Origin of the sequence: Chromobacterium paludis, from assembly GCF_008275125.1 — a bacterium.
Lineage (GTDB): Bacteria > Pseudomonadota > Gammaproteobacteria > Burkholderiales > Chromobacteriaceae > Chromobacterium > Chromobacterium paludis.
On the sequence record NZ_CP043473.1, the window covers coordinates 175,634 to 202,292 of the forward strand.

At 62.3% G+C, this 26,659-nt stretch carries 22 protein-coding genes; 13 read left to right on the forward strand and 9 right to left on the reverse strand.

Features of this window, described 5'->3' with window-relative positions; genetic code table 11:
• Window positions 1-2: 2 nt before the first annotated feature.
• A complete protein-coding gene (locus FYK34_RS00900) occupies window positions 3-1,322 on the reverse strand; it encodes a TRZ/ATZ family hydrolase (protein WP_149294631.1) in 1,320 nt (439 codons plus the stop codon).
• 245 nt (window positions 1,323-1,567) lie between these two features.
• Here FYK34_RS00900 and FYK34_RS00905 point away from each other — a divergent pair, with 245 nt between their 5' ends.
• Entirely contained in the window at window positions 1,568-4,378 is a 2,811-nt protein-coding gene (locus FYK34_RS00905) for a bifunctional diguanylate cyclase/phosphodiesterase (protein WP_149294632.1), read from the forward strand.
• 87 nt (window positions 4,379-4,465) lie between these two features.
• Here FYK34_RS00905 and FYK34_RS00910 read toward each other — a convergent pair whose 3' ends face one another.
• From FYK34_RS00910 to FYK34_RS00945, 8 genes are all read right to left on the reverse strand, one after another.
• Entirely contained in the window at window positions 4,466-4,858 is a 393-nt protein-coding gene (locus tag FYK34_RS00910) for a hypothetical protein (RefSeq protein ID WP_231137333.1), read from the reverse strand.
• A gap of 323 nt (window positions 4,859-5,181) precedes the next feature.
• The gene (locus FYK34_RS00915; RefSeq protein WP_149294633.1) at window positions 5,182-6,150 is read right to left on the reverse strand and encodes a DUF2076 family protein; all 969 of its coding nucleotides are present in this window, start codon (window positions 6,148-6,150) and stop codon (window positions 5,182-5,184) included.
• Window positions 6,151-6,575: 425 nt separating this feature from the next.
• Window positions 6,576-6,992 carry a DUF1484 domain-containing protein gene (locus FYK34_RS00920; RefSeq protein WP_149294634.1) on the reverse strand — a complete coding sequence of 139 codons (417 nt, stop codon included), beginning with the start codon at window positions 6,990-6,992 and terminating at the stop codon, window positions 6,576-6,578.
• A gap of 633 nt (window positions 6,993-7,625) precedes the next feature.
• Window positions 7,626-8,168, reverse strand: coding sequence for a DUF3916 domain-containing protein (locus FYK34_RS00925; protein WP_149294635.1), 543 nt, complete (start codon window positions 8,166-8,168; stop codon window positions 7,626-7,628).
• Window positions 8,169-8,639: 471 nt separating this feature from the next.
• The gene (locus FYK34_RS00930) at window positions 8,640-8,858 is read right to left on the reverse strand and encodes a DUF2188 domain-containing protein (protein ID WP_149294636.1); all 219 of its coding nucleotides are present in this window, start codon (window positions 8,856-8,858) and stop codon (window positions 8,640-8,642) included.
• Between the two features lie 774 nt (window positions 8,859-9,632).
• On the reverse strand, window positions 9,633-11,141 hold the full coding sequence (lysS, locus tag FYK34_RS00935; protein WP_149294637.1) for a lysine--tRNA ligase: 1,509 nt from the start codon (window positions 11,139-11,141) through the stop codon (window positions 9,633-9,635).
• Window positions 11,142-11,230: 89 nt separating this feature from the next.
• A protein-coding gene (gene prfB / locus FYK34_RS00940) for a peptide chain release factor 2 (RefSeq protein ID WP_149294638.1) occupies window positions 11,231-12,338 on the reverse strand; the annotation gives its coding sequence in 2 pieces (ribosomal slippage) (window positions 11,231-12,253 and window positions 12,255-12,338; 1,107 coding nt in all).
• A 112-nt stretch (window positions 12,339-12,450) separates the two neighbouring features.
• On the reverse strand, window positions 12,451-13,431 hold the full coding sequence (locus FYK34_RS00945; protein ID WP_149294639.1) for a malate dehydrogenase: 981 nt from the start codon (window positions 13,429-13,431) through the stop codon (window positions 12,451-12,453).
• A gap of 198 nt (window positions 13,432-13,629) precedes the next feature.
• Between FYK34_RS00945 and FYK34_RS00950 the strand changes: the two genes are divergently transcribed.
• From FYK34_RS00950 to sucC, 12 genes are all read left to right on the forward strand, one after another.
• Complete coding sequence (locus FYK34_RS00950; protein WP_149294640.1) at window positions 13,630-14,364, forward strand: GntR family transcriptional regulator; 735 nt, start codon at window positions 13,630-13,632, stop codon at window positions 14,362-14,364.
• Window positions 14,365-14,584: 220 nt separating this feature from the next.
• The gene (gene sdhC / locus FYK34_RS00955) at window positions 14,585-14,962 is read left to right on the forward strand and encodes a succinate dehydrogenase, cytochrome b556 subunit (RefSeq protein ID WP_149294641.1); all 378 of its coding nucleotides are present in this window, start codon (window positions 14,585-14,587) and stop codon (window positions 14,960-14,962) included.
• Window positions 14,956-15,300 (forward strand): succinate dehydrogenase, hydrophobic membrane anchor protein, encoded by a 345-nt coding sequence (sdhD, locus tag FYK34_RS00960; protein WP_149294642.1) that lies wholly within the window; start codon window positions 14,956-14,958, stop codon window positions 15,298-15,300. The genes sdhC and sdhD overlap by 7 nt, the downstream gene beginning before the upstream one ends.
• The gene (sdhA, locus tag FYK34_RS00965) at window positions 15,300-17,075 is read left to right on the forward strand and encodes a succinate dehydrogenase flavoprotein subunit (RefSeq protein ID WP_149294643.1); all 1,776 of its coding nucleotides are present in this window, start codon (window positions 15,300-15,302) and stop codon (window positions 17,073-17,075) included. The genes sdhD and sdhA overlap by 1 nt, the downstream gene beginning before the upstream one ends.
• Window positions 17,076-17,089: 14 nt before the next feature.
• Window positions 17,090-17,800: a succinate dehydrogenase iron-sulfur subunit gene (locus FYK34_RS00970; RefSeq protein WP_149294644.1), complete on the forward strand. Its 711-nt coding sequence runs from the start codon at window positions 17,090-17,092 to the stop codon at window positions 17,798-17,800.
• On the forward strand, window positions 17,797-18,045 hold the full coding sequence (locus FYK34_RS00975; RefSeq protein WP_149294645.1) for an FAD assembly factor SdhE: 249 nt from the start codon (window positions 17,797-17,799) through the stop codon (window positions 18,043-18,045). Before FYK34_RS00970 ends, FYK34_RS00975 begins: the two co-directional genes overlap by 4 nt.
• Before the next feature lie 27 nt (window positions 18,046-18,072).
• Window positions 18,073-19,380 (forward strand): citrate synthase, encoded by a 1,308-nt coding sequence (gene gltA, locus FYK34_RS00980; RefSeq protein ID WP_174774492.1) that lies wholly within the window; start codon window positions 18,073-18,075, stop codon window positions 19,378-19,380.
• A 129-nt stretch (window positions 19,381-19,509) separates the two neighbouring features.
• Window positions 19,510-22,338 carry a 2-oxoglutarate dehydrogenase E1 component gene (locus FYK34_RS00985; protein ID WP_149294647.1) on the forward strand — a complete coding sequence of 943 codons (2,829 nt, stop codon included), beginning with the start codon at window positions 19,510-19,512 and terminating at the stop codon, window positions 22,336-22,338.
• Between the two features lie 52 nt (window positions 22,339-22,390).
• The gene (gene odhB, locus FYK34_RS00990) at window positions 22,391-23,632 is read left to right on the forward strand and encodes a 2-oxoglutarate dehydrogenase complex dihydrolipoyllysine-residue succinyltransferase (protein WP_149294648.1); all 1,242 of its coding nucleotides are present in this window, start codon (window positions 22,391-22,393) and stop codon (window positions 23,630-23,632) included.
• 56 nt (window positions 23,633-23,688) lie between these two features.
• Window positions 23,689-23,874, forward strand: a complete 186-nt coding sequence (locus FYK34_RS00995; protein WP_103901871.1) for a hypothetical protein — start codon at window positions 23,689-23,691, stop codon at window positions 23,872-23,874.
• 15 nt (window positions 23,875-23,889) lie between these two features.
• A complete protein-coding gene (gene lpdA / locus FYK34_RS01000) occupies window positions 23,890-25,323 on the forward strand; it encodes a dihydrolipoyl dehydrogenase (RefSeq protein ID WP_149294649.1) in 1,434 nt (477 codons plus the stop codon).
• 160 nt (window positions 25,324-25,483) lie between these two features.
• Entirely contained in the window at window positions 25,484-26,656 is a 1,173-nt protein-coding gene (gene sucC, locus FYK34_RS01005) for an ADP-forming succinate--CoA ligase subunit beta (RefSeq protein ID WP_149294650.1), read from the forward strand.
• Window positions 26,657-26,659: the final 3 nt, after the last annotated feature.

Here is a 26,659-nt window from a genome sequence, read left to right on the forward strand (position 1 = left end):
CTTTACTTTGCCAGGATGCGGTTGCGCCAGTCGTCGGCGCGGGCTTTCAGATTGCCTTCGTCCAGGGTCTGCAGCTTGCGGCCGGCCAGCAGCGCGCGGCCCTTGACCCAAACGTGGCTGACCTGCTCGCGGCCGGCGGCGTACACCACGTGCGAGATCGGGTCGAAGGCCGGGGCGGTTTCCAGTTCGGACAGGTCGATGGCGATCAGGTCAGCGTCCTTGCCCGCCTTGACCGAGCCGGTCTTGCCGTCTATGCCCAGCGCGCGCGCGCCGTTCAGCGTGGCCATGCGGATGGCCGTGGCGGCCGGCACGGTGGTCGGGTCCAGCGTGCCCACCTTGGCCAGCAGGGCGGCCAGGCGGGTTTCCGCCAGCATGTCCAGCTTGTTGTTGGACGCGGCGCCGTCGGTGCCGATGCCCACGGCGATGCCGGCGTCCAGCATCTTGCCGATGGGGGCGATGCCGGAGGCCAGCTTCATATTGGAAGCCGGATTGTGGGCGGAGGACACGCCGTACTTGGCCACCAGTTCGATTTCGGCGTCATTCAGGTGAACCATGTGGGCGGCCACCAGGCGCGGCGACAGCAGGCCCAGCTGTTGCAGGCGGGCCAGCGGGCGCTGGCCGTGTTCCTTGACGCTGTTGCTGACTTCTTCGGCGGTCTCATGGATGTGGCAGTGGATCAGCATGTCTTCCTGCTCCGCCAGCGTCACCACCTTGCGGAAGGTGTCGTCCGATACGGTGTAGGGCGCGTGCGGGGCCAGGGTGAAGGTGACCAGGTCTTCGCCCAGGAACTGGCTGCGTTCGGCCATGCCCTTGGCGAGGTAGTCGTCGGCGTTGGCCGCGTAGTTGGTCGGGAATTCCAGGATGGAACAGCCGACGAAGGTGCGCATGCCGGAAGCCAGGCCGGCGCGCGCCATCGCGGCATTGTAGAAATACATATCGTTGATGGTGGTGGTGCCGCCGCGGATCATTTCGCCCATGGCCAAGAGCGCGCCGTCGAACACGAAGTCGTCGCGCACATGCTTGCCTTCGGCCGGCCAGATGTAATTGGTCAGCCAGTCCATCAGCGCCTTGTCGTCGGCCAGGCCGCGCAGCAGCGTCATCGCCGAGTGGCCGTGCAGGTTGATGAGGCCCGGCATCAGCACGTGGTCGGGCAGCTCCAGCCTTTCGTCGGCCTCCAGCGCGGCGGCGTCGGCAGCCGGCAGGATGGCGGCTATTTTGCCGCCGCGGATGGCGACGGCGTGGTTTTCCAGGACTTCGCCGTCCGTTTCCACGGTGATGATCCAGCGGGCGGAGATAATCTTTTCATAACGTGACTGCGGCATGGTGACATCCTGAATGCGTTGTCAAAAGTGTCGTGGATTGTAGGCCCTGCGGGATGGACTAGGCAATGAGCTGCCGCCAAGGGCGCTGGAGATGGCGCATATGTGCTTGAAAATGACGATTGCGGATGACTGCTGAATATGGCTAGGAAAAGCCGGCCTTTGCCGGTGTATACTGCTGATTGCACGCTCAAAACTATTTCCGGGTAGGATCTCCGAAACTTCGCCGAAGCAAAGACTAGCGCGACATGGCTCAACAAGCAGACGATAAAACCCCTGCCAGCACTGGCCTGAATCTGAGGGACGTGTTTCTCATTGCCGTAATACTCGGCTTGCTGATCCCCGCATCCATCATCAGCTATCTCAGTTTCAATATCCAAAAGGATAACCTGACTGCCCAGCTCGATACCGATCAGCGCCGCCTGCTCGACATCGTGGCGCTGGGCATGCAGGAGCCTTTGTGGAACCTCAGCCGCCAGGCAGGCAACCCCCTGATTTCCTCGGTGATGGAAGATCCGCGCGTGATCTCCATCCGCGTCACCGACACCCAGTCCAATCAAGTGTTTCTGTCCGCGGTGCATAGCGAGCGCCGCATCGGCAGCGTGTCCTATGTCGAAAAGCCGGTCATCTACCGCGGCGAGGCCATCGGCCAGGTGACGATGGAGTTCGACAACGAGAACCTGGCCATCGCGCTCAGCAATCAGGTCAAGAACATCCTGATGATACTGGCGGCGCAGCTGATGTTGTCCATCATGCTGATCATGAGCATCCTGCACTCGCGCTTCCTCAGGCCGATGCGGCTGCTGACCGAGCAATCGCAGCTGCTGGCCGAACTGAAGCTGGACGCGCCGTTCAAGTGGACGCGCCGCGACGAGCTGGGCCGCCTGGGCACCCACCTGGAGGGGACGCGCTCGGAGCTGAAGCGGCTGGTGGACGAGCTGCGCGCCAAGACCCTGGCGCTGGAGGCGGACATCGCGCGCCGCCGCGAGGTGGAGGACGCGCTGCGCCGCTCGGAGAACAAATACCGCGAGCTGTTCTGGTCCAATCTGGACGGCATCGTCATCAGCTCGCTGGACGGCCAGGTGATAGACGCCAACCCGGCCTTCCTCAATCTGATGTGCTATAGCCTGGACCAGCTCAAGCAGCAGAATTTCTGGAGCCTGGTGGCGGAGGAGAGCGAGGCGCTGGAACGCTTCAATCTGGACAACAAGGTGCTGCGCTTCGGCTATTGCGACGAGTTCGAGGCCACCTATCTGAACCGTTTCAGCAATCAGGTGCCGGTCAGCGTCAAGACCGTGGCGATGCGCGACGCTTTCGGCCGCATCAACGCAGTGTGGCGCATGGTGCGCGACATCTCGGAAAAGCGCGCGGCCGAGGAGCGGGTGCAACTGGCGGCCAAGGTATTCGAGAATACCGTGGAAGGCATCATGATCACCGATGCCGACAAGCGCATCCGCAGCGTCAACCGCGCCTTCACCGAGATCACCGGCTACACCCAGCACGAGGTGCTGGGACAGAAAACCAGCATCCTGTCGTCCGGCCGCCATGACGAACCGTTCTACCTGCAGATGTGGGAGGCCATCAATGAGTACGGCTCCTGGCAGGGCGAGCTGTGGAACCGGCGCAAGAACGGCGAGGTGTACCCGGAATGGCTGGCCATCAACGCCGTGCGCAACAGCCTGGGCGAGATCACGCATTACGTGGCCATTTTCAGCGATCTGACCGAGCGCAAGGCCGCGGACGACCGCATCCAGTTCCTGGCCCACTTCGACGTGCTTACCAGCCTGCCCAACCGCGTGCACATGCAGGACCGCGTCGAGCTGGCCATCCACAACGCGGTGCGCGACAACCAGCGGCTGGCCTTGCTGCTGCTGGATCTGGACCGTTTCAAAACCGTCAATGAATCGCTGGGCCACTCGGCCGGCGACACGCTGCTGCAGGTGGCGTCGGACCGCATCAAGGCCGTGCTGGGGCCGGGAGAGATGCTGGCGCGCCAGGGCGGCGACGAATTCATCGTGCTGCTGCCGGTGATTTCCGATCCGGGCGAGGCCGCGCTGGCGGCGGAGCGCGTGCGCGACGTGTTCGCCAATCCGATCGAACTGCACAACCATGTGATCACCATCACGCCGTCCATCGGCATCAGCGTGTATCCGGACGACGGCCGCGACTACGAAACCCTGGTGCGCAACGCCGACGCGGCGATGTACCACGCCAAATCGTCGGGCCGCAACAGCTACAAGTTCTACACGGCAGACTTGAACGCCCGCGCGCGCGAAATCCTGGCCATTGAGAGCCAGCTGCGCTTCGCCCTGGAGCGCGACGAGTTCGTGCTGCACTACCAGCCGCAAGTGGACATGAAGACGGGCCGCATCATCGGCGCGGAGGCTTTGATACGCTGGAACCACCCTTCGCTGGGCTTGCTGGGGCCGGTGCGCTTCATCCAGGTGGCGGAGGAGCGGGGCTTCATCGTGCAGATAGGCAACTGGGTGATGGCGGAGGCCACGCGCCAGCTGGTGGCCTGGCGCCAGGCCGGCTTGCCGGAGCTGACGCTGGCGATCAACCTGTCGGCGCTGCAGTTCCGCCAGCCGGACCTGGCCGAGCAGGTGCAACAGGTCTTGTCCTCCAATGGCCTGCCCGGCCATGCGCTGGACATCGAGGTGACCGAGAGCATCATCATGGAGGATGCCCAGGCCACGATACAGGCGATAGACAATATGAAGAACATGGGGCTGCGGCTGTCCATCGACGACTTCGGCACCGGTTATTCCAGCCTGTCCTATCTGAAGCGCTTCAAGGCGGACAAGCTGAAGATCGACCGCTCCTTCGTGCGCGACATCCCGCAGGACGCCGACGACAGCGCCATCGCCCGCGCCATCATCAATATGGCCAAGAACCTGAACATGCAGGTGGTGGCCGAGGGCGTGGAGACGATGGAGCAGTGGCAGTTCCTGGAGCAGGAGGGCTGCGACTTCGTGCAGGGCTATCTGATCGCCAAGCCGCTGCCGGCCGATGATTTCGCCGCCTTGCTCAAGCGGGAAAGCCTGTTGCCGCAGGTTTGAGTCCAGCGTTTGGCATGCGAAAGGCCCGCGCGATGGCGCGGGCCTTTTGATTGCGCGGCTTAGCGCGGGAAGCGCGCGGCGCAGGCATCAATGGTCATGCCAGTCCCGGTGTTCGCCATGCCAGCCCTCGTGGCGGCCATTGTCGTGATGGTATTCGCGATAGTGCGGCGCGTAGACCTGTTTATACCATTCATCGCGCACGAAATAGACCTGGCGGCCGCAGGCGCCATAGCGGCCGCAATAGCGCTCCCAATGCTTGATATGGCCGGGCGGCACGCGCAGATAGAGCGGCGGCATGACCGCCACCGCAGGCTGAACCACTACCGCTTGCGGATAAACGAGTTGCGGCGCCGGGAGGCCGCCGATGTCGATCTGGCCGTAGAAGCCGGGTTCGCCGACGCGAATGGAGACGGCGGCCTGGCTGGGCAGGCTGAACAGGGAGGCGGCGAGCAGCGCCGCGGCAGTCATCACGTGTTTCATGGCAGTCTTCCTTTATTGCGAACGCGTATTGCGTATGCCCGCACTATGGCGCGGGTTTGTTGCGCAAGGGTAAAGAAAAGATAGCTGCTGATTGCTATTTGTATCTGTTCATAACCGTAACCATGTGTACAGTTGCCAGCCCAGTCTTGGCCGCTTGGCGTCCAGCAGTCCAGGCCTGAGCGCGCCAGCTATGTGGACCGCCGGTTTGCGTTGCGGGGGTGAGGTTTATCCCGCGTGAGATTGCGGACAAACGGTTGGCCGCCAAGGGCAGTAAAAGAAAACCCGCCGCATGGGCGGCGGGTTTGAGGCGGGCCTGAGCGCGCTTAGTAGCTGGAGTTGTCCGAGCTGTAGTCGTTAGCGTCGTAGTTGTCCGAGCCGGAGTTGTCGGCGCTGTAGTTGTCCGAACTGTTATCCGCGCTGTAGCTATCGGCGCCGGCATTGCTGGCGCTGTAGTCGCCGTCGCCGCCATAGCCGCCGGAGCTGGTCTGCTCGGTGTAGTCCGAGCCGCCGGCCGCATCGGAGCTGTAGTAATTGTTGACGGTGATGTGCTGCTCAGGCTGCTGGGCGTGGTGCTGATAGCCGCCATTGTCGTAGTCACCGCCGCCGAAGCCGCCGCTGTCGCCGCCATAATTGCCGTCGCCGCCGTAATCGCCGCCGTGGTTGCCATGGCCGCCATGGTTAGGCTGGTTTTGATGGCTGTCGCTGCTGAACAGGCTCTCAATGCCGTCGGCCAGCAGCGTGCCGGCCGCCACGCCCGCAGCCGCAGTGGCTACCGTTCCCAGGAAACTGCCAACGCCGCCGCCAAACAAGCCTTGCTTGGCCGGCTGCTGCACCGCTTGTTGATACACCGGCGCGGGTTGCTGGTAAACGGGGGCGGGCTGTTGATAGACCGGCGCCGCTTGCTGATAAACCGGCGCGGCGGGCGGATACGCCGGGGCCGGAGCGACCGGACGCGGCGCCGGCGCGGGCGCCGGAGCGAAGGCGGGCGCTGCCGCGCCGAAGCCTGCGGGCGCGCCGGCGTTCGGGTCCAGGAAGGTGCCGGGCGCGCCAACCGGCGGCTGCTGCGCGCGCAGCGCTTGCATCTGGCTTTGCAACTGCGCCATCTGGCCCTTCAGCGCGTTGAGCGCCTGCTCTTGTTGCATGCAGCGCAGCACCAGCAGGTAGGCGGCATCCGGTTGCTGGGACACAGCCTGCATGATGCTGGCGTGGGCCTGCGGGTCCTTGGCGACGCCTTGGGTTTGCACCAGTTGGCCGAGGAAACCTTGCAGAGCCTGGTTTTCTTGCGGAGTCATATAGTCCTTTCACGGGGCGGAACGGGCATGGACACCGGAGCGGCGCCTGCCAAATAAACTCATATGAATTTTGTAAATAGATTGTATATCGATTTGGTATTGGCGGGGAGAGGGGCGCGCCGAGCGGCAAGCTTTGGGAACAGCGGCGGTTGCAGCTTGGTGGCTGACGGTGCGGGAAGCGCGGATCTGGTTGGGCGGCTCGGGCCGGTTGGCGTAAGGCGATGGCGCCATGCGTTCAAGCCCGCGCAGGGCAAGGGCGCCTTAGGCATGCCGAGGCCAACCGCGCCGCGGCAAGCCAGAATAGCTTGGTGTAAGCGAGGGCTTGCATAAGCATCGGCGGCATCGTCGTCGGCTGCTTGCCGTAGCCAATCAAAACAGCCTGCCGCTGGGAAGCGGGCAGGCTGTTGGTGTTTATGGCGCAGGGCTTACAGCACGCGGGTAAGCAGCGTCAGCGATTCGCCCATGCGCTTGTCCAGCGGCGCTAGCAACTCGGTGATGCGGCTGGAAGGCAGGCGCACGTCGTCGCCCAGGCAAGCGAGCAAGTCGATTACGGATTGCAAACCCAACTGGCCGTGGGCGAGGTGGCAGATGGACTTCACCACCGCCTGCTCGATGTCCTGGCACAGATGCGCCACGCGCGCGGCCGGCTCTCTGACCTTGGTTTGGTCCTTGCCGGCCAATTGCTCTTGCAAGGCGGCAAAGGCTTCATGCAGCCGGGTCATGGCCAGCAGGCTGGGCGGGTGCGTGGGGACTTGATTGTGCAGCAGCCAGCGGCTGCGGGCGGGGTGACGATTTTTCAGGGAAACGGCAAGGTGAGGCGAACTACGGGTGATGCTAGGCATGGCAAAACCCTCCTGGATAGGTGCTTAACCCTGCCAACCCCAACGCCAAGTAGGGGTGGCAGGCACATGGCGGGATTGGCGTACCGATCCAGGAGCGGCGCATCATAGATGCTCCCACCATGGCCCGCCATAGAGGACGTGCAATGGTGTACGGACGCGACAAGGCCCAGCCTTGCACAGAAGTCCGCCTGAATGCGGGACGCCAATCCCGGTGCCGCTATTGAACGGCACGAATGAGATTATCCGGAGTGAAGGCTTGCGAGGCAAGGGAATAGGGTGGAAAACCGGCTGTATTTTGAAGCAGTAAGTAGAATCCGCTGCGCGGATGATGATTGGGATTGCCGGGGCTGTCCGGCGGCAGGGAGGGGATATTTGCCTGGCCAAATATCCCCTCCACCCCTAAAGGCCACCCTGCAAGCCTGGCCTTCGGCTTCCCGCCGGTTCCCGTCAGGCCCGAGGCGCGGCTGAACTCGTCCCGCGCTAACGTCGCGGGACTCAAACAGGCAGCCGCTTAAGACCTCGGGCCTGCCACCCGACGGCAGGCTTGAAGGGAAGGGGGCGCGTTGGAAAGGTCCTGTTTCTTTCCAAACCAAGTGATGAAGTTGCGTTGCCAGCATTAGCTGGTGGCTTGTTCTATCGTTTGTTCACTTCGCCAATGTACCAGTATTCAGAAACGTATGGATTTCCATTGTCATCGATATTGGTACGTAGCACACCTAGCTCAAAGAAACTCTCGGGAATGGATAAGTTCCATTCTTTGGCTAGGCTTCTACCTTGGATTATTTCTTTTTCTCCAAGGTAACTTTTCCCAGCCGATGTATGTAGGTTGAAGTAACTTTCATCCGAGAAGATGCAAAGCTCACTGATGAACATGTCTGGTAAGGCTATTGTGCACGTAACGCGAAAATCAGTTGCTGTTGATGGTTTCGCAAGGAAAATGTGGTGCGCTGCATTGATAAGGTTTTGAGCGCATTGGGCTTGTAATTGCCTTTTGGCTTGCTTTCCTTGGACAAGGCTTTCATGTACGGGTATTTTGTAATTCCAATATTTGTCCTGCTTTTTCAGACCATCAGGAAAGTATCCATGGAATGATTTTTCCCAGTTGGATAGCGCTCGTAAACGCCTTGGAATGCCGCGTAGCTTTTTATTGCTGATAGAGCTTTGACGTATAGTCATGTTTGTAACTTGGCTGATCGTTATATTGCAATAGGTAGAACCGAACCGACTTGCCCCTATCCCATCAGCGCAAGCCGACTCCGAAGCCCTTTCCAAGGTTTTAAGCCGCCGCCTGTTTGAGCGGGGCGACGTTAGCGCCCCGCGAGTTGGGCGGCGCCTTGGAAAGGGCTTTGGAGGTGGGGTTTCGCAGCGCTGTTGGGTCGCCTTTTCTTTCGTCCATTTCTTTTGGCGAAGCAAAAGAAATGGACCCGTCCAGCCGGGCGGAACCGGCACTTAAATATCTGTCCGCGGAGCGGACGCAAAACAAATCGACATTACGCGGTAAACGTTTGCTCGTATGGCTCAGTCTAGCCGGTGGGCATGAGCGGAACAGTAGAACTCAGCATTATCCGGTGTCTTCCTGTTGACGAAAACCAAGCTGCGTAGCAGCCTGGTCATGCCTAAACTAACTAAATCAAGACCGTGCTATTGCTAAGGCTTTCTCCATTTATCCGGCTTGCCAACATTAGTCGTTCGCACTCGTTCCACATGGATAGCAGCATCCGGGTTTAATGCACGTGCTCTCTCTATAGCTTCTGCTTGCGTTGGTTTCACCGCGCTAGCACGCTCAGAGTTCGGCTTTCTGATGGCATAGTCACCTTCCGGTCGACGTTCGATGAAGAGATTGTTGCTATCCTTCTTTTGGCTCATAGTTCTACTCCATTTCAATGTGTTGGAAATAGATGCAAACCATATCAGCCCCTTGAGCTACGCCATTTATCTGTGTACGCTTAAGTCCCCACGAAAGCATTCACGGATGGCAGCATTCAGCGGCAATCTATGGATCACCAAGGCCGGCGTTAGCCGGCTTTCTGGTTTGTGCACTACCGACCCATTCAACACCATATCTGGTGTATTTTGGTGTCGGCAACACCAATGGTAGCGCTGCAGCTTGCTACCAGCAATCCCCAATCAAGCATTATCCACAGACCCACCTATAATGGTGCCAAATATGGCACTTTTTCTTGATGATGACGCCTGAACAAGAACTCGAGCACTTAAGAACGGCAACAGAACAGGAGATATGCAAATACCTTGCGTCGAAGATCCGGCAAGGCCGGAGGCTGGCGAAGGAGTCTCAGTGCCGGTTCTCTGAGCGAGCAGGCATCCCGCTTAGAACTTTCAAGCGTTTGGAGTCCCATGGGCAAGGGCACCTGGATACTTTCATAAGAGCTTTGAAGGCTCTGAACCGCTGCCAGTACTTACACCTGTTATTCCCCCCACCTCCTGCACCAGAGAGGCCAAGGACACTGCAAGAAAAAATTGAGCAGCTACGAAAGCGCCAAGGATAAACGGTAGTAAACGGCGAACTTGTTCGCTAAGAAATAGGGAGAGAAAAAGGGGAAGGCCATGTTTAAAGACCAAAAAAAGCCGCCCACCTTGCAGTGAGCGGCTTTCTCATCAGCCCAGTGTTTGGACTAAATCTTACTCCGGACGCATATGCGGGAACAAGATCACATCCCGAATAGAAGGCGCATCCGTCAACAACATCACCAAACGGTCGATGCCGATGCCGCACCCGCCGGTCGGCGGCAGGCCGTATTCCATCGCGCGGATGTAGTCCGCGTCGTAGTGCATCGCCTCATCATCGCCCGCATCCTTCTGGGCGACCTGCGCCTGGAAGCGCGCGGCCTGGTCTTCCGGATCGTTCAACTCCGAGTAGCCGTTGGCGTGCTCGCGGCCGACGATGAACAGCTCGAAACGCTCGGTCAGGCCCGGCTGGGTGTCGGAGCCGCGCGCCAGCGGGGAGACTTCCACCGGGTAGTCGATGATGAAGGTCGGGTTCCACAGCAGGGACTCGGCGCATTCTTCGAACAGCGCCAGCTGCAGGCTGCCCAGGCCGGGGGCCGGGGGCAGTTTGCCGCCCAGGCGCTTGATCTCGCCGGCCACCCAGGCGGCGTCGGCCAGCTGGGCGTCGGTGTATTGCGGGTTGTAGTGCTTGATCGCCTCCACGATGGTGAAGCGGTCGAACGGCTTGCCCAGGTCCACTTCCTTGCCTTGGTAGGTCACGGTGGTGGTGCCGCAGGAAACCAGCGCGCATTCGCGGATGATGGTTTCGGTCATCTCCATCATGCGCTGGTAGTCGCTGTACGCTTCGTAGAACTCGATCATGGTGAACTCGGGGTTGTGGCGCGTGCTCATCCCCTCGTTGCGGAAGTTGCGGTTGATCTCGAACACGCGTTCCAGGCCGCCCACCACCAGGCGCTTCAGGTACAGCTCCGGGGCGATGCGCAGGTAGAGCGGCATGTCCAGAGCGTTGTGGTGGGTGACGAAGGGCTTGGCCGACGCGCCGCCCGGAATCGGGTGCATCATCGGGGTTTCCACTTCCAGGTAGCCTTCGCCCACCATTACGTCGCGCACTTTTTGCACGATCTTGGAGCGCTTGACGAAGGTTTCGCGCGTCTCTTCGCTCATGATGAGATCGGCGTAGCGCTGGCGGTACTTGGTTTCCTGGTCGGCGATGCCGTGGAATTTTTCCGGCAACGGACGGATGTTCTTGGACAGCATGCGCACTTCGGTCGCCTGCACGGTCAGTTCGCCGGTTTTGGTCTTGAACAGCACGCCCTTGACGGCGATGATGTCGCCCAGGTCCCAGCGCTTGAAGTCGGCGTAGACGTCTTCGCCCACGTTGTCGCGGGAGATGAAGGCCTGGATGCGGCCGCTCACGTCCTGCAGCGTGGCGAAGCTGGCTTTGCCCATCACACGTTTAAGCATCATGCGGCCGGCGACGGCGACTTCGATTTTTTCGGCTTCCAGCGCTTCCGCTTCTTTAGCGGCGTGGTCGTCCTGCAGCGGTTTGGCGAAGTGGCTGCGTTTGAAGTCGTTGGGGTAGGCGATGCCTTTTTCGCGGATCGCCTGCAGTTTCTGGCGGCGTTCCGCCATGATCTGGTTTTCGTCTTGGCTTTGCGCCTGTGCTTGTTCGTGATCAGACATGATGACTCCGTGCCGGGTTGGGTTCCTTCGGCAAATACACTTTAAAAAAAACGGCAAAGACCGGCCGCGGGCGGCCGGTCTGGTAGGGATTACACGCCCTGTTTCAGGCTGGCTTCGATGAAGCCGTCCAGGTCGCCATCCATGACGCCCTTGATGTTGCCCACTTCATAGCTGGTGCGCAAATCCTTGATGCGGGACTGGTCGAACACGTAGGAGCGGATCTGGTGGCCCCAGCCCACGTCGGTCTTGGTGTCTTCCAGCGCCTGCTTGGCTTCGTTGCGCTTCTTCAGCTCCAGCTCGTACAGCTTGGCGCGCAGCATCTGCCAGGCTTCGTCGCGGTTGCGGTGCTGGGAGCGGTCGTTCTGGCACTGCACCACGATATTGGTCGGGATGTGGGTCAGACGCACGGCGGAGTCGGTTTTGTTGATGTGCTGGCCGCCGGCGCCGGAGGCGCGGTAGGTGTCGGTGCGCACGTCCGCCGGGTTGATGTCGATCTCGAAGCTGTCGTCCACTTCCGGGTAGACGAAGACGGACGAGAACGAGGTGTGGCGGCGGGCGTTGGAGTCGAACGGCGACACGCGCACCAGGCGGTGCACGCCCACTTCGGTGCGCAGCAGGCCGTAGGCGTATTCGCCTTCGATTTTCAGCGTGGCGCTGGTGACGCCGGCCACTTCGCCTTCGGACAGTTCCAGCACGTCCACCTTGAAGCCCTTGCGTTCGGCATAGCGGGTGTACATGCGCACCAGCATGCCGGCCCAGTCCTGGGCTTCGGTGCCGCCGGCGCCGGCTTGGATGTCGATGAAGCAGTTGGTCGGGTCCATCGGGTCGTGGAACATGCGGCGGAACTCCATCTTCGCCACTTTTTCTTCCACGTCTTCCAGATCGGCCTGCACGGCGAGGATGGTGTCGGCGTCTTCCTCGCTCTTGCCCATTTCAAACAGTTCGCGGCTGTCGGCGATGGTGGCGTTGATGCTGTCCAGCACCAGGACCACGTCTTCCAGTTGTTTGCGTTCGCGGCCCAGATCCTGCGCCTTTTTCGGGTCGTTCCAGATATCCGGGTCTTCAGTCAGGCGGGAAACTTCTTCCAGACGGTCTTTTTTGCCGTCGTAGTCAAAGATACCCCCGAATATCGGCGGCGCGGGCGGCCAGGTCTTCGATTTTGGCCGCGATTTGGTTCAAAACTTCAACTTCAATCATGATTTCGCTCCAAATGGCAGTCTGTATTAGTAAATGCAAATGTTTATCAGCGGTTTGACTAAAGACAAAAAGCGCACCATTCGGTGCGCTTCGTCAGGAGTCAGGCTGGGTTTTAGCCAAACAGGTGAGCGATGGCTGCGCGCTCTTCTTCCAGTTCGGCCAGGGTCAGGTCCATGCGCTCGCGGCTGAACGCGTCGATTTCCAGGCCTTCAACACGCTTGTACTCGCCATTTTCGCACACAACCGGCACGCCGTACATCACGCCTTCCGGGATGCCGTAGGAGCCGTCGGACGGGATGCCCATGGTCACCCACTTGCCGTTGCTGCCCAGCACCCAGTCATGGATGTGGTCGATGGCGGCATTGGCGGCGGAGGCGGCGGAGGACAGGCCGCGCGCTTCGATGATGGCGGCGCCGCGCTTGCCCACGGTGGGCAGGAACACGTCGCGGTTCCACACGTCGTCGTTGATCATTTCCTTGACCGATTGACCGTCGATGGTGGCGAAGCGGTAGTCGGCGTACATGGTGGGGGAGTGGTTGCCCCACACGGCCAGCTTCTCGATCGACGAGACCGGCTTGCCGGTCTTGGCGGCGATTTGCGACAGCGCGCGATTGTGGTCAAGACGCAACATGGCGGTAAAGTTTTTCGGATCCAGGTCCGGAGCGGACTTCATCGCGATCCAGGCGTTGGTGTTGGCCGGGTTGCCCACCACCAGAACCTTGACGTCGCGCGCGGCGTGGTCGTTCAACGCCTTGCCCTGAACGGTGAAGATGGCGCCGTTGGCTTCCAGCAGGTCCTTGCGCTCCATGCCCTTGCTGCGCGGGCGGGCGCCCACCAGCAGGGCCACCTTCACGTCCTTGAAGGCCACGTTCGGGTCATCGGTGGCCACCATGTCGGCCAGCAGCGGGAAGGCGCAGTCTTCCAGCTCCATCATCACGCCCTTCAGCGCGGTTTGGGCCTGCGGCAGGTCCAGGAGGTGCAGGATGACGGGTTGATCCTTGCCCAGCATTTCACCACTGGCAATGCGGAACAGCAGGCTGTAGCCGATTTGGCCGGCAGCGCCGGTAACGGCAACGCGAACGGGGGCTTTCATTGGCGGACTCTCCTTTGACGTATCCGATAATGAGCTGCAGATGTTGCTCTGCAGTATAGATGTAACTGGAGTGTATCACGGCTTCCTATGAATTTGGACTATTGGGTCAATGGATTGTTTGTAAACCGGCGTTTGATTCTTATGTCTTATATAAGACTTATCTTTACGCTTGATTTGTTTGGTGTTAAAACACGAACCATGACAGTCGGCACCTTGAAAAGACAGCCGCTCTACGTCCAGGTGAGGCAGTTGCTGATGCAGCGCATAGCCGGCGGCGAGTGGCAGGCGCATGACGCGCTGCCCAGCGAATGGGAGCTGGCCGACGAGCTGGGTGCCAGCCAAGGCACGGTGCGCAAAGCCTTGTCTGAACTGGTGGAGGCCGGGCTGTTGTACCGGCAGCAGGGGCGAGGCACGTATGTGGCCGCCGCGCCGGGCGATTGGGGCGAGGCCAGGCTGCTGACGCCGGGCCTGTTCATGGAGCAGCCGGACGAGCTGGCGCGGGAGTTCCTGGGGCTGTCCCGGTTCAATGCCAGCGAGGACATTGCAGAAGCCTTGCAGTTGCGCCGCCTGGCGCCTTTATTGAGGATTCGCCAGCTGTGGCGCCGCCACGGCGCGCCGGTGGCGCTGGACGACGCGCTGCTGCCGGCGGAGGCGTTTGATGGCATGGACGCGCGCTGGCTGCGCGGTTCTGCCGGCTTGTACGGCACGCTGCAGCAACGCTTCGGCGTGCGCCTGCAAGTGGTGAGCGAGCAGTTTCGCGCGGAAATGCTGCCGCGCGAGGAGGCGAGCCTGCTGGGCGTGACCGGCATGGTGGCCGATGTGCCGGCGCTGTGTTTACTGCGCTTGTCAGCGGATATGGATGGTCGGCCGTTGGAGTGGAGGCAGCGTTACTGCCTGACGCACCAGCTGGCCTATACAGTGAAGCACGGCTAGGCGGCCAGGACTTTGACGCAGATTAAACCGCATGCGGGCAGCGTCCTAGGCTGACATTTGTTAGAATTCCCCGGTCATATTGCATACGGATTGTTTGCAATATGCCAGGCAAGGGCGGACATCGGACCATGGATAAGGTTTCGAGTCTGCCCGGCGGCGCATCCAGGTGGACGCGCCGACTTGTAAACCACTTGGTCACAAAACATCCAAGGAAAGCCTTATGCAGAAGCAAAGACCGAAGCATCTGGACTTGGCCAGGATCAGACTGCCCGTGCCGGGCTTCGTCTCCATCCTGCACCGGGTCAGTGGTGTGGCGTTGTTCTTTTCCCTCCCGCTGTTGATCTATTTGCTGCATGGTTCGCTCAGCTCCGCCGAGTCGTTTGAAACCTACCGCGCCGTCGTTTCCCACCCGCTGATGAAACTGGTCCTGCTGGGTCTGATCTGGGCATACATGCACCACTTCTGTGCCGGCATCCGTTTCCTGTTTCTTGACGTTCACAAGGGCCTTGAGCTTGAGACCGCCCGCGCCACCGCGAAAACCGTGTTGGCCGTCAGCCTGACGCTGACTCTGGTCCTGGGAGGCATCGCGCTATGGTAAACCGCAATGTTGTCGGCGCCGGCTACGGCCTGCGCGATTGGGTGATGCAGCGCGTCACCGCCGCGATCATGGTGATCTACACCGTGGCCATGGCGCTGTTCCTGTTGTCGCTGCCGTCCGGTTATGAAAGCTGGAAAGAGCTGTTCAGCCATACCTGGGTGCAGTTGTTCACCCAGGTTTCGCTGCTGGCGCTGTTCCTGCACGTATGGGTAGGCATCCGCGACGTGTGGATGGACTACGTGAAGCCGGTGGGCATCCGCCTCACGCTGCACGTGTTCACCATCGTCTGGCTGGTTTCCTGTTTCATCTATTCCGTTAAAGTGGTTTGGGGGCTGTAATGGGCGTAGCCATTCGTCATTTTGATGCGGTAGTCGTAGGCGCCGGCGGCGCCGGCATGCGCGCCGCGCTGCAATTGTCGGAAGCCGGTCTGAAGACCGCCGTGCTGTCCAAGGTGTTCCCGACCCGTTCCCACACCGTGGCCGCCCAGGGCGGCGTGTCCGCCTCGCTCGGCAACTCCGAGCCGGACAACTGGCACTGGCATATGTACGACACCGTCAAGGGGTCGGACTGGCTGGGAGACCAGGACGCGATTGAATTCATGTGCCGCGAAGCCCCGAAAGTGGTGGTGGAGCTGGAACACTTCGGCATGCCGTTCGACCGCAACCCGGACGGCACCATTTACCAGCGTCCGTTCGGCGGCCATATGTCGGAATTCGGCGAGGGCAAGCCGGTTCGCCGCGCCTGCGCCGCCGCCGACCGCACCGGCCACGCCATGCTGCACGCGCTGTACCAGCGCAATGTGCGCGCCAACACCCATTTCTTTGTGGAATGGATGGCCCTGGACCTGATCCGCGACGCCGAAGGCCGCGTGCAAGGCGTGGTGGCCATGGAAATGGAAACCTCGGAAATCGTGGTGTTCCAGGCCAAGGCTACCCTGTTCGCCACCGGCGGCGCCGGCCGCATCTTCGCCTCGTCCACCAATGCCTTCATCAATACCGGCGACGGCCTGGGCATGGCCGCCCGCGCCGGCATCCCGCTGGAAGACATGGAGTTCTGGCAGTTCCACCCGACCGGCGTGGCCGGCGCGGGCGTGCTGATCACCGAAGGCGTGCGCGGCGAAGGCGGCATTCTGCGCAACAGCTCCGGCGAGCGCTTCATGGAGCGCTACGCGCCGAACGCCAAGGACCTGGCTTCCCGCGACGTGGTGTCGCGCGCCATGGTGTCCGAGATCAACGAAGGCCGCGGCTGCGGCCCGAACAAGGACCACGTGCTGCTGGACATCACCCACCTCGACCCCGAGGTGATCATGTCCAAGCTGCCGGGCATCCGCGAAATCTCCATCAAGTTCGCCGGCGTGGACCCGATCAAGGCCCCGATTCCGGTGGTGCCGACCTGCCACTACCAGATGGGCGGCATCCCCACCAATTACCACGGCGAAGTGGTGATCCAGGGCCAGCCGGTGCACGGCTTCTACGCCGCCGGCGAAGTGGCCTGCGCGTCGGTGCACGGCGCCAACCGCCTGGGCACCAACTCGCTGCTGGACCTGCTGGTCTTTGGCAAAAGCTCGGCCAACTCCATGATCGACTTCATCAAGCAGCAGCCGGAAGACCTGCCGGAACTGGCCATGGCCGATGTGGAGCGCTCCGTCGCCCGCGTCGCTCGCCTGGACAACCAGACGGGCGGCGTGCAGGTGCATGAGGCGCGCGCCGAAATGCAGCGCGTGATGCAGGCGCACTGCGGCGTGTTCCGCTTCAAGGACATGCTGGCCGAGGGCGTGGACAAGATTCTGGAAGTGGAAAAGATGGTCGCCAAGACCGAAATCGGCGACAAGTCCAAGGTGTTCAACACCGCCCGCATCGAGGCGCTGGAGCTGGAGAACCTGATCGAAGTGGCCAAGGCCACCATGGTTTCCGCCAATGCCCGCACCGAGAGCCGCGGCGCCCACGTGCGCGACGACGCGCCGGACACCCCGGAAACCCCGAACGGCCGCGACGACGTCAACTGGCTCAAGCACACCCTGTGGTTCCGCGACGGCAACCGTCTGGAATACAAGCCGGTGAACATGAAGCCGCTGACCGTGGACACGATCAAGTTGAAGGCCCGCTCCTACTAAGGGTTGAACCAGAGATGACTACCGAAACCGTCAAATTCCGCATCTACCGCTACGACCCGGACAAGGATGCCAAGCCGTACATGCAGGACATCAGCATCGACATGGATGCGACCGAGCACAAGCTCTTGGACGCGCTGGTCAAGCTGAAGACCAAGGACGACACCTTGTCCTTCCGCCGCTCCTGTCGCGAAGGCGTCTGCGGCTCCGACGCGATGAACATCAACGGCAAGAACGGCCTGGCCTGCCTGACCGACTTCCGCGGCCTGAAGCAGCCGATCGAGCTGCGTCCGTTGCCGGGCCTGCCGGTGGTGCGCGACCTGATCGTGGACATGGCGCAGTTCTTCAAGCAGTACCACTCGATCAAGCCGTACGTGATCAACGACACGCCGCCGCCGGAGCGCGAGCGCCGCCAGTCGCCGGAAGACCGCAAGGAGCTGGACGGCCTGTACGAGTGCATTCTGTGCGCGTGCTGCTCCACTTCCTGCCCGTCCTTCTGGTGGAATCCGGACAAGTTCGTCGGCCCGGCCGGCCTGCTGGCCGCCTACCGCTTCATCGCGGACACCCGCGACGAAGCCACCAACGAGCGTCTGGACAATCTGGAAGACCCGTACCGCCTGTTCCGCTGCCACACCATCATGAACTGCGTCGATGTCTGCCCCAAGGGTCTGAACCCGACCAAGGCCATCGGCAAGATCAAGGACCTGATGGTCCGGCGCGCGGTATGACGGGTTACGATCCCATCGAACTGAAGCGGATCCGCTGGCGTTCCCGGCGGGGCCTGCTCGAACTGGACCTGGTGCTGGAGAAATTCTTCGCCGGCCCGTTCGAGCGGCTGTCCCCGGCCGAGATCGACGCCTACCGCAGCCTGCTCGATCTGCCCGACACCGACTTCCTGGATATCGTCAACGGCAAGGCCGATCTCGATGATCCGGAACAAATGGCCATCGTCGCGATCCTGCGATCGCTGTGACGGCCCTCACCACACTACAACAACGAAATGACTGGGAGTATTGCTGTGGAAACTAATCGCAAAGTCACGCTCAGCTACAACGAGGGTAAAGAAACGCTGGACCTGCCGGTGCTGCAAGGCACGCTGGGCCCCGATGTCGTGGACATCCGCGCCTTCGGCAAGACAGGCATGTTCACCTTCGACCCGGGCTTCCTGGCCACCGCCAGCTGCGAATCCGGCATCACCTTCATCGACGGCGACCTGGGCCAGCTGTACTACCGCGGCTACCCGATCGAGCAACTGGCCGAGAAGAGCGACTACCTGGAAGTATGCTACCTGCTGCTGAACGGCGAACTGCCGACCGCAGAGCAGCGCAAGGATTTCGACCGCGGCATCATGCGCCACAACATGCTGCACGACCAGCTGATGAGCCTGTTCAAGGGTTTCCGCCGCGACGCGCACCCGATGGCCGTGATGGTGGGCGTGGTGGGCGCGCTGTCCGCCTTCTACCATGACTCGCTGGACATCTCCAATCCGGAGCACCGCCGCATCTCGGCCCACCGCCTGATCGCCAAGCTGCCGACCATCGCCGCCCAAGCCTACCGCTACAACAAGGGCCTGCCGTTCTCGTATCCGAAGAACGGCCTGAGCTACGCGGAAAACTTCCTGCACATGATGTTCTCCACCCCGTGCGAAGAGTACAAGGTGAACCCGGTGCTGGCCCGCGCGCTGGACCGCATCTTCACCCTGCACGCCGACCACGAGCAGAACGCTTCCACCTCCACCGTGCGTCTGGCCGGCTCCTCCGGCGCCAACCCGTTCGCGTGCATCGCGGCCGGCATCGCCTGCCTGTGGGGCCCGTCCCACGGCGGCGCCAATGAAGCCGTGCTGAAGATGCTGGACGAAATCGGCGCCGTGGAAAACGTGGCCGACTTCATGCAGGGCGTGAAGGACAAGCGCTACAAGCTGATGGGCTTCGGCCACCGCGTGTACAAGAACATGGACCCGCGCGCCGCCATCATGAAGACCACCTGCGACGAAGTGCTGAACGAGCTGGGCCTGCACAACGATCCGAAGTTCAAGCTGGCCATGGAACTGGAAAAGATCGCCCTGAACGATCCGTACTTCATCGAGCGCAAGCTGTACCCGAACGTGGACTTCTACTCCGGCATCGTGCTGTCCGCCATCGGCATCCCGGTTTCCATGTTCACCCCGATCTTCGCGCTGGCCCGCACCGTGGGCTGGATCGCGCACTGGAACGAGATGATCGGCGATCCGGGCATGAAGATCGGCCGTCCGCGCCAGCTGTACACCGGCGCGCCGCGACGCGACTTTGTGGAAACCGCCAAGCGCTGATTTGACTGAATCGGGGTTGGTTGGAGCGGGGGCTCCGGCCAACCCTTTTTCAGAGCGCTGCGGCAAGGCCGCCTTGCCACAGTGCTTTGAAATATTGCTGCAACGTCCAAGACAAAGGGTAGCCCGACCATGATGCAATCCATGTACAGCCATTCCTACCTGTTCGGCGGGAATGCCCCGTTCATCGAGGAGCTGTACGAACAGTACCTCGCTGACGCCAACGCCGTGCCGCAGGAGTGGCGCGACTATTTCGACAAGCTGGCCCAGTCTCCGGGCGCCGCTGAGCGCGACGTGCCGCACCAGCCCATCCAGGAATCGTTCATCCAGCTGGCTAAGAAGCCGGTGATCGGCCAGCGCGGCGCCGCCGCCACCGACTGGGGGGCGATGCAAAAGCAGGTGGGCGTGCTGAAGCTGATCTCCGCCTACCGCGTGCTGGGCGCGCGCCAGGCCAATCTGGACCCGCTGAAGCGCATGGACCAGGAGATCGTGCGCGAGCTGGACCCGGCCACCCACAGCCTGACCGACGCCGACATGGCCGTGCAGTTCAATGTCGGCTCCCTGGTGGGCCCGCAGAAGCTGCCGCTGTCCGACATCCTGTCCCGCCTGAAGCAGACCTACTGCGGCAATATCGGCGTGGAGTACATGCACATCACCCAGTCCGATGAGAAGCACTGGGTGCAGCAGCGCTTCGAGGGCGACCTGTCCACCCCGCGCTACGATGCCGACAAGAAAAAGCGCATCCTCAAGCAGATCACCGCGGCCGAGACGCTGGAACGCTATCTGCACACCAAGTACGTGGGCCAGAAGCGCTTCTCGCTGGAAGGCGGCGAATCCGCCATCGCGGCGCTGGACCACCTGATCCAGAACGCCACCGAGCAAGGCGTGCAGGAGCTGATCATCGGCATGGCCCACCGCGGCCGCCTGAACGTGCTGGTCAACACCCTGGGCAAGCAGCCGCGCGACCTGTTCGCCGAATTCGAAGGCAAGGCCGCCCAGCAGATGGCCTCCGGCGACGTGAAGTACCACATGGGCTTCTCGTCCGACATCCCGACCGCCAACGGCCCGATGCACGTGTCGCTGGCATTCAACCCGTCCCACCTGGAAATCGTCAACCCGGTGGTGGAAGGCTCGGTGCGAGCGCGCCAGGAGCGCCGCAAGGACGCGGAACGCAAGACCGCGGTGCCGGTGCTGATCCACGGCGACTCGGCCTTCGGCGGCCTGGGCGTCAACCAGGGCACCTTCAACCTGTCGCAGACCCGCGGCTACGGCACCGGCGGCACCATCCACATCGTCATCAACAACCAGGTGGGCTTCACCACCTCGGACACGCGCGACATCCGCTCCACGATGTATTGCACCGACGTGGCCAAGATGATCGAGGCGCCCATCCTGCACGTGAACGGCGATGATCCGGAAGCCGTGTGCTACGTGATGCAGGCCGCGCTGGATTACCGCATGACCTTCAAGAAGGACGTGGTGATCGACCTGGTGTGCTACCGCAAACTGGGCCACAACGAGGGCGACGACCCGTTCCTGACCCAGCCGATGATGTACAAGAAGATCGCCAAGCACCAAGGCGTGCGCGCCATGTACGCCGAGCGTCTGGTGCAGGAAGGCGTGCTGAAGGCAGAGGAAGCCGACGCGCTGATCCAGGCCTACCGCGACGCGCTGGACAAGGGCGAACACGTGGAGCAGACCACGCTGTCCAACTACAAGCGCGAACACGCGCTGGACTTCAGCCAATATCTGGGCACCCACTGGGCGCACCCCACCGACACCTCGATGCCGCAGGCCGACATCCAGCGCCTGACCGAGAAGTTCACCACGCTGCCGGAAGGCTTCAAGCTGCACCCGACCGTGCAAAAGGTATTGGCCGCGCGCAAGGCGATGGCCGCCGGCGAGCAGAACGTGGACTGGGGCATGGCCGAGACGCTGGCCTACGCCTCGCTGGTGACCAACGGCTTCGGCGTGCGCATCTCCGGCGAAGACTCCGGCCGCGGCACCTTCAGCCACCGCCACGCCGTGCTGCACGATCAGAACCGCGAGCGCTGGGACCAGGGCACCTATGTGCCGCTGCGCAATATGTCCGACAACCAGGCCGACTTCCTGGTGATCGACTCCATCCTGAACGAAGAAGCGGTGCTGGCCTATGAATACGGCTACGCCTGCTCCGCTCCGGACCAGCTGGTGATCTGGGAAGCCCAGTTCGGCGACTTCGCCAACGGCGCCCAGGTGGCCATCGACCAGTTCATTTCCTCCGGCGAAACCAAGTGGGGCCGCCTGTGCGGTCTGACCACCATCCTGCCGCACGGCTACGACGGCCAGGGTCCGGAGCACTCCTCCGCCCGCCTGGAGCGCTGGCTGCAACTGTGCGCCGAGCACAATATGCAGGTGGTGATGCCGTCCGAAGCCGGCCAGATGTTCCACCTGCTGCGCCGCCAAGTGCTGCGTCCGTACCGCAAGCCGCTGGTGATCTTCCTGTCCAAGCGCCTGCTGCGCTTCAAGGACTCCATGAGCCCGATCGCGGACCTGACCAATGGCAGCTTCCGACCGGTGATCGGCGATGCCGTGGTCAAGGATGGCAAGAAGGTCAAGCGCGTGGTGCTGTGCGCCGGTCAGGTGTATTACGACCTCGCCGCCGGCCGCAAGGAACGCGGCCTGGAGGACGACATCGCCATCGTGCGCATCGAGCAGCTGTATCCGTTCCCGACCGAGCAGGTGGCCGCCGAGCTGGCGCGCTTCCCGCAGGCCAAGGAGGTGATGTGGGTGCAGGAAGAACCGCGCAACCAGGGCGCCTGGTACCAGATCCGCCATCGTCTGGAAGGCCTGCTGTCGTCCAAGCAGCAGCTGTCCTTCGCCGGCCGTCCGTCGTCCGCTTCGCCGGCCGTCGGCTATATGAGCAAGCACGTCGCCCAACTGAAGGCCTTCGTCGAAGAAGCGATGACGGTTTCCCGCTGAGCCAACGAGAGAACAGGGGCGGCATCGCGGCCGCCCCGCCATGGAGAAGAACATGCTGATTGAAGTCCAAGTCCCGCAACTGCCCGAGTCCGTATCCGAAGCCACGCTGATGAGCTGGCACAAGAAGGTTGGCGAGTTCGTCAAGCGCGACGAGAACCTGATCGACCTGGAAACCGACAAGGTGGTGCTGGAACTGCCGGCGCCGCAAGCCGGCGTGCTGGTTGAGATCGTGCAGCAGGACGGCGCCACCGTGACCTCCGGCCAGCTGATCGCCAAGATCGACACCGCCGCCAAGGCAGGCGACGCCGCTCCGGCCGCCGCAGCCGCCCCGGCGCCCGCCGCCGCTCCGGTTCAGGCCGCTCCGTCCGCCGCCGCCATGCCGTCCGCCGCCAAGCTGGCCGCCGAAACCGGCGTGGACCTGTCCAAGGTGGCCGGTTCCGGCCGCGACGGCCGCGTGTTGAAGGAAGACGTGCAAGCCGCCGCCAAGCCGGCCGCGCCGTCGCAAGCCGGCCCGGTGATCGCGCCGGCCGCCAACGCCGGCGTCGCCCTGGCCTCCACCCCGGCCGCCATCAATGTGGCCGGCATGCTGTCCGGCCGTCCGGAACAGCGCGTGCCGATGTCCCGCCTGCGCCAGCGCGTGGCCGAGCGTCTGGTGATGAGCCAGCAGACCAACGCCATCCTCACCACCTTCAATGAAATCAATATGAAGCCGGTGATGGACCTGCGCGCCAAGTACAAGGACAAGTTCGAGAAAGAGCATGGCATCAAGCTGGGCTTCATGGGCTTCTTCGTCAAGGCCGTGGTCGCCGCGCTGAAGAAATACCCCATCGTCAACGCCTCCGTGGACGGCAACGACATCATCTATCACGGCTACTTCGACATCGGCGTGGCCGTGGGCAGCCCGCGCGGCCTGGTGGTGCCGGTGATCCGCAACGCGGACCAACTGTCCCTGGCCGAGATCGAGAAGCAGATCGCCGACTTCGGCAAGCGCGCCCAGGAAGGCAAGCTGACCGTGGAAGAACTGACCGGCGGCACTTACACCATCTCCAATGGCGGCACCTTCGGCTCCATGATGTCCACCCCCATCATCAACCCGCCGCAATCCGCGATCCTGGGCATGCACGCCACCAAGGAGCGCGCCGTGGTTGAGAACGGTCAAGTGGTGGTGCGTCCGATGATGTATCTTGCCCAGTCCTACGACCACCGCATCATCGACGGTCGCGAAGCGGTGCTGAGCCTGGTGGCGATCAAGGACGCCATCGAAGATCCGGCTCGCCTGCTGCTCGACCTGTAATGAAGCCCCAGGCCGGCGCAAGCCGGCCTGTCTGAATCTGCATGAACGGAGCGCACATGAATTTGCCGGATTGGGTTTACGCCATCGCCTCGGTTTTGGCCGGCGTGGCATTGCTTTTCCTCACCTGGAAGAAACGCCAGCAGGGAATACGCGAAGACCGTTACAGCTTGTTCGGCAAGATCATCATCGCGCTGTTCATGATCGCTTTCGGGGCCTTGCTGTTCAAAGTCGGCAAGGCCTGACCCCAAGGGAAAACCATGAGCCAACAGTTTGATGTGGTAGTGATAGGCGGCGGCCCCGGCGGCTACGTCGCAGCCATCCGCGCGGCCCAGCTGGGCTTCAGCGCGGCTTGCGTGGACGCGTTCAAAAACCCGGAAGGCAAGCCTTCCCTGGGCGGCACCTGCCTGAACGTGGGCTGCATTCCGTCCAAGGCCCTGCTGCAGTCGTCGGAAAACTTCCACGCCGTTCAGCATGACTACGCCAAGCACGGCATCACCGTTTCGGGCGCCAAGATGGACGTGGGCCAGATGCTGGCCCGCAAGACCGACATCATCAACAAGAACGCCGCCGGCATCGGCTTCCTGTTCAAGAAGAACAAGGTCGCCAACATCCACGGCCTGGCCGCCTTCAAGGGCCGCCAGGGCGACAAGTGGGTGATCGAAGTCACCGACAACGGCGCGGTGGTGGACACCCTGGAAGCCGGCCACGTGATCGTGGCCACCGGCTCCAGCCCGCGCGCGCTGCCGGGCCTGGCTACCGACAACCAACTGGTGCTGGACAACGAAGGCGCGCTGGCGCTGACCGCCGTGCCTAAGCGCCTGGGCGTGATCGGCGCCGGCGTGATCGGCCTGGAAATGGGTTCGGTGTGGAAGCGCCTGGGCGCGGAAGTGACCATCCTGGAAGCCGCGCCGACCTTCCTGGCCGCCGCCGACCAGCAGATCGCCAAGGAAGCGTTCAAGACGCTGACCAAGGACACCGGCCTGGACATCAAGCTGGGCGTGAAGATCGGCGAAGTGAAGGCCGGCAAGAAGAGCGTCGCCGTCAACTACGAATTGAACGGCGAAGCGGTGAAGGCCGAGTTCGACAAGCTGATCGTCTCCATCGGCCGCGTGCCGAATACCCAGGGCCTGGGCGCCGATGTGGTGGGCCTGGCCCTGGACGAGCGCGGCTTTGTCGCCGTGGACGACCACTGCCGCACCAATCTGCCCAATGTGTGGGCGATCGGCGACGTGGTGCGCGGCCCGATGCTGGCGCACAAGGCGTCGGAAGAAGGCGTGGCCGTGGCCGAACGCATCGCCGGCCAGAAGCCGCACGTGGATTTCGGCGTGATTCCGTGGGTGATCTACACCTCGCCGGAAATCGCCTGGGTCGGCAAGACCGAAGAGCAGCTGAAGGCCGAAGGCGTCGAGTACAAGAAGGGCACGTCGGGCTTCGGCGCCAACGGCCGCGCGCTGGGCCTGGGCCAGGCGCAGGGCATGGTCAAGATCCTGGCGGACGCCAAGACCGACCGCATCCTGGGCCTGCACATGATCGGCCCGATGGTGTCCGAGCTGGTCAGCGAAGGCGTGGTAAGCATGGAGTTCAAGGCCGCCAGCGAAGACCTGGCGCGCATCATCCACGCCCACCCGTCGCTGTCGGAAGTGATCCACGAAGCCGCCCTCGCCGCCGACAAGCGCGCGTTGCACGGTTGAGTGAACATGGGTCGTGTACAATGCGCACGACCCGACCGGTAACGGACCGCTTTTCCAGCCGGGGGGCTGGAGCGGTCCGCGCCAACAAGGTTTGGCAAGCGATCAAGGAATAGAGGCAGAGGCGCATGCCCGCCATCATTTCCCCGAAAGGAAACCATAGATGAACCTGCATGAATACCAAGCGAAAGAGCTGCTGAGCCGTTACGGCCTGCCGGTGCAACAAGGCATTCTGGCCACGTCGCCGGAAGAAGCGGCTGCCGCTTACGACAAGCTGGGCGGCAAATTCGCCGTCGTCAAGGCCCAGGTGCACGCCGGCGGCCGCGGCAAGGCCGGTGGCGTGAAAGTGGTGAAAAGCCGCGAAGAAGCCGCCGAAGTCGCCAAGACCCTGATCGGCACCAACCTGGTGACCTACCAGACCGACGCCGCCGGCCAACCGGTGAACAGCGTCCTGGTGTGCGAAGACATGTACCCGGTGCAGCGCGAACTGTACCTGGGCGCCGTGGTGGACCGCGGCAGCCAGCGCGTCGTGTTCATGGTTTCCACCGAAGGCGGCGTGGAAATCGAGAAGGTGGCCGAAGAGACCCCGGAAAAGATCATCAAGATCGAAGTGGACCCGCTGGTCGGCATGCAGCCGTTCCAGGCGCGCGACGCCGCTTTCGCGCTGGGCCTGTCCGGCGCGCAGATCGCCGCGTTCAGCAAGCTGATGCTGGGCTCCTATAAGGCCTTCGTCGAGAACGACTTCGCCCTGTTCGAAGTGAACCCGCTGGCGCTGCGCGAAAACGGCGAACTGGCCTGCGTGGACGGCAAGATCAACCTGGATTCCAACGCCCTGTACCGCCACCCGGAACTGCTGGCCCAGCGCGACAAGAGCCAGGAGAACGAGCGCGAAGTGAAGGCTTCCGAGTTCGACCTGAACTACGTGGCCCTGGAAGGCAATATCGGCTGCATGGTGAACGGCGCCGGCCTGGCGATGGCCACCATGGACATCATCAAGCTGAAGGGCGGCCAACCGGCCAACTTCCTGGACGTGGGCGGCGGCGCCACCAAGGAACGCGTGATCGAAGCGTTCAAGCTGATCCTGGCCGACACCTCGGTGCAAGGCGTGCTGATCAACATCTTCGGCGGCATCGTCCGCTGCGACATGATCGCCGAAGCCATCATCGCCGCCGTGAAGGAAGTGAACGTGACCGTGCCGGTCGTGGTTCGTCTGGAAGGCAACAACGCCGAGCTGGGCGCCAAGATCCTGGACGAATCCGGCCTGAAACTGACTTCCGCCCAGGGTCTGAACGACGCTGCCGAGAAGATCGTCGCCGCCGTCAAGGCCGTGGCCTGAGAC

Bases quoted from the DNA above. Each gene is read 5' to 3' on its own strand.
- FYK34_RS00900 (WP_149294631.1), bottom strand. From the start codon at position 1,322: ATGCCGCAGTCACGTTATGAAAAGATTATCTCCGCCCGCTGGATCATC.
- FYK34_RS00905 (WP_149294632.1), top strand. From the start codon at position 1,568: ATGGCTCAACAAGCAGACGATAAAACCCCTGCCAGCACTGGCCTGAAT.
- FYK34_RS00910 (WP_231137333.1), bottom strand. From the start codon at position 4,858: ATGAAACACGTGATGACTGCCGCGGCGCTGCTCGCCGCCTCCCTGTTC.
- FYK34_RS00915 (WP_149294633.1), bottom strand. From the start codon at position 6,150: ATGACTCCGCAAGAAAACCAGGCTCTGCAAGGTTTCCTCGGCCAACTG.
- FYK34_RS00920 (WP_149294634.1), bottom strand. From the start codon at position 6,992: ATGCCTAGCATCACCCGTAGTTCGCCTCACCTTGCCGTTTCCCTGAAA.
- FYK34_RS00925 (WP_149294635.1), bottom strand. From the start codon at position 8,168: ATGACTATACGTCAAAGCTCTATCAGCAATAAAAAGCTACGCGGCATT.
- FYK34_RS00930 (WP_149294636.1), bottom strand. From the start codon at position 8,858: ATGAGCCAAAAGAAGGATAGCAACAATCTCTTCATCGAACGTCGACCG.
- lysS (WP_149294637.1), bottom strand. From the start codon at position 11,141: ATGTCTGATCACGAACAAGCACAGGCGCAAAGCCAAGACGAAAACCAG.
- FYK34_RS00945 (WP_149294639.1), bottom strand. From the start codon at position 13,431: ATGAAAGCCCCCGTTCGCGTTGCCGTTACCGGCGCTGCCGGCCAAATC.
- FYK34_RS00950 (WP_149294640.1), top strand. From the start codon at position 13,630: ATGACAGTCGGCACCTTGAAAAGACAGCCGCTCTACGTCCAGGTGAGG.
- sdhC (WP_149294641.1), top strand. From the start codon at position 14,585: ATGCAGAAGCAAAGACCGAAGCATCTGGACTTGGCCAGGATCAGACTG.
- sdhD (WP_149294642.1), top strand. From the start codon at position 14,956: ATGGTAAACCGCAATGTTGTCGGCGCCGGCTACGGCCTGCGCGATTGG.
- sdhA (WP_149294643.1), top strand. From the start codon at position 15,300: ATGGGCGTAGCCATTCGTCATTTTGATGCGGTAGTCGTAGGCGCCGGC.
- FYK34_RS00970 (WP_149294644.1), top strand. From the start codon at position 17,090: ATGACTACCGAAACCGTCAAATTCCGCATCTACCGCTACGACCCGGAC.
- FYK34_RS00975 (WP_149294645.1), top strand. From the start codon at position 17,797: ATGACGGGTTACGATCCCATCGAACTGAAGCGGATCCGCTGGCGTTCC.
- gltA (WP_174774492.1), top strand. From the start codon at position 18,073: ATGACTGGGAGTATTGCTGTGGAAACTAATCGCAAAGTCACGCTCAGC.
- FYK34_RS00985 (WP_149294647.1), top strand. From the start codon at position 19,510: ATGATGCAATCCATGTACAGCCATTCCTACCTGTTCGGCGGGAATGCC.
- odhB (WP_149294648.1), top strand. From the start codon at position 22,391: ATGCTGATTGAAGTCCAAGTCCCGCAACTGCCCGAGTCCGTATCCGAA.
- FYK34_RS00995 (WP_103901871.1), top strand. From the start codon at position 23,689: ATGAATTTGCCGGATTGGGTTTACGCCATCGCCTCGGTTTTGGCCGGC.
- lpdA (WP_149294649.1), top strand. From the start codon at position 23,890: ATGAGCCAACAGTTTGATGTGGTAGTGATAGGCGGCGGCCCCGGCGGC.
- sucC (WP_149294650.1), top strand. From the start codon at position 25,484: ATGAACCTGCATGAATACCAAGCGAAAGAGCTGCTGAGCCGTTACGGC.